The 6,657-nt window shown below is 72.4% G+C and carries 7 protein-coding genes; 6 read left to right on the forward strand and 1 reads right to left on the reverse strand.

Annotation, left to right across the window (positions count from 1 at the left end; genetic code table 11):
* Together ACWDX9_RS57630 and ACWDX9_RS57635 are read left to right on the forward strand one after the other, a co-directional pair.
* Nucleotides 1-570: hypothetical protein (locus tag ACWDX9_RS57630; protein ID WP_449971687.1), on the forward strand; the 570-nt coding region annotated here is incomplete at its 5' end.
* Nucleotides 571-743: 173 nt separating this feature from the next.
* Nucleotides 744-1,796, forward strand: a complete 1,053-nt coding sequence (locus ACWDX9_RS57635) for a TerC/Alx family metal homeostasis membrane protein (protein WP_449971690.1) — start codon at nt 744-746, stop codon at nt 1,794-1,796.
* 9 nt (nt 1,797-1,805) lie between these two features.
* Here the strand turns inward: ACWDX9_RS57635 and ACWDX9_RS57640 are convergent, their stop codons facing one another.
* Complete coding sequence (locus ACWDX9_RS57640) at nt 1,806-2,366, reverse strand: TetR/AcrR family transcriptional regulator (RefSeq protein ID WP_449971693.1); 561 nt, start codon at nt 2,364-2,366, stop codon at nt 1,806-1,808.
* A gap of 77 nt (nt 2,367-2,443) precedes the next feature.
* On the opposite strand from ACWDX9_RS57640, the gene ACWDX9_RS57645 reads away from it, so the two are divergent.
* The 4 genes from ACWDX9_RS57645 to ACWDX9_RS57660 all read left to right on the forward strand — a co-directional run.
* The gene (locus tag ACWDX9_RS57645) at nt 2,444-3,316 is read left to right on the forward strand and encodes an NmrA family NAD(P)-binding protein (RefSeq protein ID WP_449971696.1); all 873 of its coding nucleotides are present in this window, start codon (nt 2,444-2,446) and stop codon (nt 3,314-3,316) included.
* A gap of 139 nt (nt 3,317-3,455) precedes the next feature.
* Nucleotides 3,456-5,123 carry an RNA polymerase sigma factor gene (locus ACWDX9_RS57650; protein ID WP_449971699.1) on the forward strand — a complete coding sequence of 556 codons (1,668 nt, stop codon included), beginning with the start codon at nt 3,456-3,458 and terminating at the stop codon, nt 5,121-5,123.
* A gap of 295 nt (nt 5,124-5,418) precedes the next feature.
* Nucleotides 5,419-6,408, forward strand: coding sequence for a class I SAM-dependent methyltransferase (locus tag ACWDX9_RS57655; protein WP_449971702.1), 990 nt, complete (start codon nt 5,419-5,421; stop codon nt 6,406-6,408).
* A gap of 52 nt (nt 6,409-6,460) precedes the next feature.
* Nucleotides 6,461-6,657 (forward strand): hypothetical protein (locus tag ACWDX9_RS57660; protein ID WP_449971705.1); only part of this gene is annotated, 197 nt, incomplete at its 3' end.

Consider the following 6,657-nt stretch of genomic DNA (forward strand, 5'->3'; position numbering starts at 1 on the left):
GCGACCGGCCGCTGGAAGGCCCCGGTGGCGGTCGCGGCCGCGCTCATGGTGACAGGGGCCACGGTCACCGCGGCCTGGCATCCTTGGGAGACGGCCGCCCACGGCGGAGGAGCGTCCCCGGCCACCGCAACCTCCCCGGCGGCGTACGACGGCGGCGTCCCCCCGCTCGCGCAGCAGGACACGTCCGTGCGGAACCTGGACGGCCAGCGGGTGCCGGTCCACATCACGATCGACAACCTGTACCGCGTGGACGGAGACCTCCGGCTTGAGCTGACCGTGCGGAACGACGCCAAGGACGGCGCGTACGCGGACCTGTACACGATCCTGGGCCGGGACTCGGAGGATCTCTCGAGTATCGGCCTGACCTACAAGGGCGCGCCGAGGACGCTCCGCCCCTTCATCGAGGAGAACGGCTTCTGCATCTGCTCCAGCTGGACCTCCGTCAACAACATCGCCCCGGCCAAATCCCAATTCCTCGTCGCGGAGTTCGACAAAGTGCCGTGGACGGCGAAGAGGGCGGACCTCGACCTGCTGGGGCTCGGGGAGTTCAAGGACGTCCCCATCACCTGATCCGGGCACCATAGTGGAGCCTTGGCGGGATATGTCCTACTCTGGGGCTGCGAGGGGAGTACTTCCCAAGTGCCGATCCGGTCAGTACGGACGTACCATGCGTCCCCGGACGGCCGCCCGCTACCCCCGGGTGAAGGAGACCTCGAACGGCTGAGCACGTTCGAGGAGGTTTCATGTCCGTGGGGACATTTCTGGCTGCGCCCGATCAGGGCAGTATCGCGTCCGTCACCCTGTGGGCGGTCACTGTGGCCGCCCTGGTCCTGCTGTTGGTGATCGACATCCTGCTGACCCGGCGCCCGCACGAGGTCCACATGCGCGAGGCCCTGGCTTGGTCCGCGTTCTACCTGGTGCTCCCGCTGGGCTTCGGCGCGTACCTGTGGGGCTCCTTCGGCACCGGCGTGGCGGTGGAGTTCTTCACCGGGTACGTGGTGGAGAAGTCGCTGTCGGTCGACAACCTGTTCGTGTTCATGCTGCTGCTGACGGCCTTCGCCGTGCCGAACGAGCTGACCCAGCGGGTGCTGCTGTACGGCATCATCGGGGCGCTCGTGCTGCGCGTGATCTTCATCGCGCTGGGTGCGGCCGCGCTGCAGAGCGGCACGTGGGCGTTCCTGCTGTTCGGGGCGGTCCTGATCGTCACCGCGGGCAAGGTGCTCAAGGAGGCGCTGAAGGGGGAGGATCAGCACGTCGACGTCTCCTCCATGCGCAGCGTCCGGCTGCTGCGCCGGTTCGTCCAGGTCACCCCCGACTACCGCGGCTTCCGCCTGATGGTGCGCGAGCACGGCCGCCTGGCGATCACCCCGCTGGCCCTGGCCACCGTGGCGGTGTTCGCCACCGACATCGTCTTCGCCGTCGATTCGGTGCCCGCCGTCTACGGGGTGACCGAGGACCCCTTCCTCGTCTTCGCCACCAACGCCTTCGCGCTGCTGGGCCTGCGGGCGCTGTACTTCGTGCTGCGGGACGCGCTGGCCAAGCTGCGGCACCTCAACCACGGCCTGGCCGTCATCCTGGCCTTCATCGGCGTCAAGCTGGTCCTGCACTGGGCGCACGGCATCTGGGCGTGGGTGCCCGAGATCCCCACCCTCGCCTCGCTCGGCGTCATCGTCGGGGTCCTGGTCACCGTCACGCTCACCAGCCTGTACGCCGGCCGGCGCGCCGATTCGGCGCCCGAGCCCGGCGAGGACGCCGAGCGCCCCAAGGCGCTGCAGCACGACCCGATGGACCCGTGAGATCGGTCGTCAGGGGGAGGCGGCGAGGCCGTCCAGGGTGACGGTGATGTGGCGGTCGGCGGCGGCGGGGGACACCTGCTCGTGGAGCCAGGCGGCGGCGGACGTGAGGGCGGTCACGTCCGCGCCGGTCGCGTCGGCGCGCAGCGCGCCCGATTCGCGCCCCCGCGCGACGATTCGCTCGCCGATCTCGGCCATGCGCACGCACGAGGCGTGCAGCTCCGACGCCTCGTCGTCCAGGCCACCGGCGATCAACGCGGCCAGACCGCGATAGGTGGCGGCGTGCGCCGTGGCCGCGCGGACCCAGGCGGCGAGCGCGTCCGGAGCCGGGCCGGTCAGGAGCCGTTCGCCGAGCTCGAACAGGGTCGCGTTGCGGTCCCTGAGCAGCGCGCCGATCAGGGCGCGGCGGCTGGGGAAGTGGCCGTAGAGCGTGCCGATGGCCACCCCGGCGCGCCGGGCGATGCCCTCCAGGCTGGACTCCACGCCCTGCTCCATGAAGGCGGCGTCGGCCTCGGTGAGCAGGCGCTCGTAGTTACGGCGGGCGTCGGCGCGGGGCCGTCGGGTCGTGGTCATGCGGGCTTCCCTAGTAATTCGAGGCTGCCTCGATATAGCCTTATTCGAGGTTGCCTCAGCTTAGCGGAAGGCTTGTCATGATCTTGGTTGCCGGAGCCACCGGCTCCATCGGCACGCACCTCGTGCGGCTCCTGGGGGAGAAGGGGGTGGCGTTCAGGGCGCTCGTCCGCGACGAGGGCAAGGGGCGGGCCCTGGGCTGCGACGTCGTGATCGGGGACTTCGACGACCCCGGCTCGCTCACCGCCGCCATGGAGGGCGTCGACCGGCTCTTCCTCAACGCGGGCGGCGCCCAGCCGGTGGACGGCGAGCAGCCGATGGTCCGCCAGCAGAGGGCGGCCATTGACGCGGCGCGGGCCGCCGGGGTGTCGAGCGTGGTGAAGGTGTCGGTCTCGGGCGCCCAGCGGGGTGGCCGCCTGGCCCAGGGCGCGCACTGGGAGATCGAGGAGTACCTCAAGGCGTCGGGGCTCGGCTGGTCGATGCTGCGGCCCGGCGGATTCATGCAGAACTTCATCACCGGGACGGCGGCCTTCACCGCCGACGGCAAGCTCCTCGACGTTTACGGGGGCGCGCCGGTGTCGTACATCGACTGCCATGACATCGCCGCCTGCGCCGCCGCCCTGCTCACCGGATCGGGCGGCCTCGGTGAGACGTACGAGCTCACGGGCCCCCGGGCGCTCACCTACGCCGAGCTCGCGCAGGAGCTCTCGGCCGCGCTGGGCCGGAAGGTCGAGCACGCCGAGCTGTCCCCGGACGAGCTGGCCGCCGGGGTGCGCGCGCAGGGGCTGCCCGCGCGGTTCGCCGACGATCTGGCCGAGCTCTCCCGGCAGGTGGCGGGCGGCTCGCTGGCCGCCACGACGACCGCGGTCCGGGATCTGACAGGTCGCGAGCCGCGGACGTTCGGGGAGTTCCTGGCGGCCAACGCGGAGGCGCTGCGAACCACGGTGGGCTGAGCCGCAGTTGTACGCCAGGTTGACGCGAGCATTGACACCTCGTAGGCGATAAGTGGAACAATGCGCGTTTTGTGTTATCGGAACGGTGACACTCCTGTCTCCTGATCGGAGCAGCGGAGGCTCCGGATCGAGGTGCTGGATGTACGCGCGGCCGACGTACGAGGTCGAAACGGTGCTCGCCGCCATGGCGGGCGACCGTGACGCGATCGACGAACTGGTCAGGAGCCACCTGCCGCTCGTGTACAACATCGTGGGCCGCGCCATGAACGGCCACCCGGACGTGGACGACGTCGTTCAGGAGACGATGGCCAGGGTCGTGACCGGCGTGTCCGGGCTGCGCGACCCGGGCAGCTTCCGCTCCTGGCTCGTCGCCATCGCCCTGAACCAGGTACGCGAGTGGCGGCAGGCGCCGGGCGCCGCGCTCGCCGCCATCGACGAGGCGATGGGCCTGGCCGACGCGGCCTCCGACTTCGCCACCCTCACCGTCACCCGGCTCGGCCTGTCCGGGCAGCGCAAGGAGGCCGCCGAGGCGACCCGCTGGCTCGACGCCGACGACCGCGAGGTGCTCGCGCTGTGGTGGATGGAGGTGGCCGGCGAGCTGGCCAGGACCGAGCTGGCCGCCGCGCTGGGGACGAACGAGCAGCACGCCGCCGTACGCGTCCAGCGCACCAAGGGCCGCCTGGAGACCGCCCGCGCGGTGGTGCGCGCGCTGGCCGCCCGCCCGCCCTGCCCCGAGCTGGCCGCCGTGGCGAAGACCTGGAACGGCGCCCCGTCCGACCTGTGGCGCAAGCGGCTGTCCCGGCACGTGCGCGACTGCCCGGTCTGCGGCGAGCACGTCTCCGACCTGGTGCCGGCCGAGCGGCTGCTGGCCGGGCTCGGCCCGGTGGCCGTCCCCGCCGGCATCGCCGCCGGTCTGCTGGAGATCGCGCGTACGGCCGCCGCGCCGGTCGTCAAGGGCGGCCTGCTGGCCAAGGGCAAGGCGGCGGCGGGCTCGGCGCTGGCCGCCAAGCCGATCGCGGTCACCGCGGCCGGCGTCACGCTGATCGCCGGGGGAGCGGTGGTCGTCCAGACCCTCCTGCCCGAGCCCGCGCCGTCCCGGCGGGCCACACCGGTGGTGGTGTCGTCCTCGCCCGCCTCTTCGCGCCGTCCGGTGAGGCCCGCGCGGAGCCCGTACGGACTGACGGTGGACGCCGTGGACCAGCCCCCGCCGAAGAACCGGCCGCCCGCCCCGCTGCCCCGGCGCCCCGCCGGCACGGTCGCCATCGGCGGCAAGCACGGATACTCCAGGTACGGCGGAGCCCCGTCGATCACCCACAGGGGCGACTACGTCACCGTCACCGGCCGCGGCTACGTCCAGGTCCGCTGGGGCATCCTCTACCGCAACCGCGTCGGCCCCTTCCCGCCCGCGACCTGGACCGGGCTCAAGGGCAAGCTGTTCCACGTCGCGTCGGGCGGCGGCCGGCGGATGGACGACGAGCAGGCGCCCGGCGTCACCTGGATGGGCTCCCCAGAGACCGGCTTCGCCCGGCTGCCGCGCGGCCAGCAGCAGATGTGGCAGAACGAGTTCTACTACCTCGACGGCCGCGTCACCTTCCACAACAACGAGAGCGGCACGGACATCGACCTCACCGTCGCGCCCAAGTCCTGGCAGGAGGTCTGGGATGACCTCTCGGCCAGGCCCGACCCGGCCAAGGGCATCGTCCGGTACGGCCTGACCCGCGACACCGGCGACGACCGCGCCCCCGTCCCCCAGTACGTCACCAGGGCGGCGAACCCGGAGCGAGTCCCGCAGCGAAGCCGGGTCTGAGATTTGTGTCATCCGGGCCCGGGGGTCTCCTGTGACCAGAGTGACCCCTGAGGAAGGATTCACATGACCTCGCCATCGACGTGGCCGCCGCCTACCAGAACGCGCTGCGCCGTCTCCCCGGGTTGCGGGCGGAGGTCGCGGACGGGGAACTGGCTGGAAGAGCGGGATGGTCGTACGGGGACCGGTGGCGCTGCCGGTGACCTGGGAGCTCTCCATGTGAGCTGTCGCCGCAGGACGCATCGGTGCCGGGGATAATCCGTGGAGTCGTCCGGAGCCGGGTGGTTATCGTCGGGCGGTGACCTATCTGAGCCAGTTGGGCTACCTGCTGGGCCTGGAGGGCGTGGCCCTGCTGCGGGCCTTCAGGGAGGGCCGCTCGGACCGCGCGTTCGTGCGGGCCCGGATCGCCGAGGTCCGCGCGCTGCTCGACGCGCCCGCCCTGGCCGACGCGGACGGGGTGACGGCCGAGGTCGGCGCGATCGGGTCGCGGGAGGTGTACCGGACGTGGGCGCCGCACTATGACGCGGGCGGCAACCAGATGATCGACTCCGAGCAGCCCGTGGTCCGCCGCATCCTCGACGGCCTCCCGGTCGGCATCGCGCTGGACGCCGCCTGCGGCACCGGCAGGCACGCCGCGTACCTGGCCGAGCTCGGCCACCGCGTCATCGGCGTCGACACCTCACCCGAGATGCTCGCCCAGGCCCGGCGGCGCCCGGACACGGGCGTCTCGCCCGCGCGGAGCCTGCGGGGCCCGGAAGCGGAGGTTTCGGGTGAGCGGTCGGGTCAGGTTGTGCGCGTCCTGCCCGCCGTGGGGCTGGCCATGGGTGATCTGCATCGGCTGCCGTTGCCCGACGACGCGGTCGACACCGTCGTGTGCGCCCTCGCGCTGGTGCACGTGCCGGATCTGGCGCCGGTGCTGGCGGAGTTCGCGCGGGTGCTGCGTCCCGGCGGCCACCTGATCATCACCGACCCGCACCCGATGGCGACCTACCTGGCCCCGGCCGCGCCCAGCCCGGGTCCGGACGGCCGTCCCGCGCTGCCGGCCGATCGGCCCCGCTCGCTCAGCGACTACCTCGCCGCCGCGCTCCCGCTCGGCTTCCAGGTGCGCCACTGCGAGGAGCCGCGCCGCCCGCCCCTGCCGCTGGTCCCCGGCACCCGCCCGCCGGACCCGCTCCCGCCGCAGGGCTCCTACGAGATCATGTACTGGTGCCCGGAGGCCGCGGACGCGGCCATGAGCGGCATGCCGGTCGCGGTCGTCTGGCACTTCCAGCTCAGCCCTTGTCCTTGACCCGGTGACGTCTTTCCTGGGCTAGGTTGAGGCTCGAGGAGAAGGAGGCGACATGCGCACGACGCTGCCTGCCGCGTTGCTTCTTCTCCTGTCGTGGTTCCTGCCGGCCTCCGCCCATGCCCAGGTCGCCTCGCACGCCGTGGCGGTGCACGCCAGGGTCCAGGAACAGCCGGGGCTCCAGCGGGAGCCGTACCGGGAGACCGTGGGCCAGGCCCGGTACGGCCTGCTCGGCACCGCCCCGCCCGCGGG

The organism is Nonomuraea sp. NPDC003201, assembly GCF_053590415.1.

Excerpts from the sequence above, each read along its gene's own strand:
- ACWDX9_RS57635 (WP_449971690.1), top strand. The coding sequence starts at position 744 with ATGTCCGTGGGGACATTTCTGGCTGCGCCCGATCAGGGCAGTATCGCG.
- ACWDX9_RS57640 (WP_449971693.1), bottom strand. The coding sequence starts at position 2,366 with ATGACCACGACCCGACGGCCCCGCGCCGACGCCCGCCGTAACTACGAG.
- ACWDX9_RS57645 (WP_449971696.1), top strand. The coding sequence starts at position 2,444 with ATGATCTTGGTTGCCGGAGCCACCGGCTCCATCGGCACGCACCTCGTG.
- ACWDX9_RS57650 (WP_449971699.1), top strand. The coding sequence starts at position 3,456 with ATGTACGCGCGGCCGACGTACGAGGTCGAAACGGTGCTCGCCGCCATG.